This is a genomic window from Vibrio sp. 704, assembly GCF_033339295.1.
In genome coordinates this window covers 1-673 of record NZ_JAWOUH010000497.1, presented here as the reverse complement: position 1 = coordinate 673, position 673 = coordinate 1, and the positions used below count along the sequence as shown (strand labels likewise).

Here is a 673-nt window from a genome sequence, read left to right as displayed (position 1 = left end):
CTTTGGTTGGATTAGAATGTGACATTTACATGGGCGAAGTCGATATCGCCAAAGAGCATCCGAACGTTGTCCGTATGAGAATCCTTGGTGCTAACGTGATTCCTGCCACGCACGGACGTAAAACGCTGAAAGAAGCCGTTGATGCTGCCTTTGAAGCGTACCTCAAAGATCCAGAAACTCAGCTTTATGCCATTGGTTCCGTGGTTGGCCCTCACCCATTCCCTAAAATGGTTCGCGATTTCCAATCCATCATCGGGAACGAAGCGCGAGTTCAGTTCAAAGAGATGACGGGCAAATTACCGAACAATCTTGTCGCGTGTGTGGGTGGCGGCTCAAATGCCATGGGGTTGTTTAGCGCATTTTTAGAAGATGAAAACGTCGCGATCCACGGCGTCGAGCCTGCTGGACGATCTTTGGACAAAGTGGGTGAACACGCAGCCACCCTAACGCTTGGCGAGCCAGGCATCATGCACGGGTTTAAGTCTTACATGCTTAAAGATGAACAAGGCGAACCACAAGAGGTACACTCCGTCGCCAGTGGCTTAGATTACCCATCGGTAGGTCCACAGCACAGTTATTTAAAAGACATAGGACGCGTGAACTATGGTTCAATCAACGATGACGAAGCGATAGACGCCTTCTTTGAGTTGTCTCGTGAAGAAGGGATTATTCC

Annotated in this window: 1 protein-coding gene; it reads left to right on the top strand. The window is 49.3% G+C overall.

Annotated features, from left to right (window positions below):
* Window positions 1-673 (top strand): pyridoxal-phosphate dependent enzyme (locus R7R24_RS27350; protein ID WP_318120217.1); only part of this gene is annotated, 673 nt, incomplete at both ends.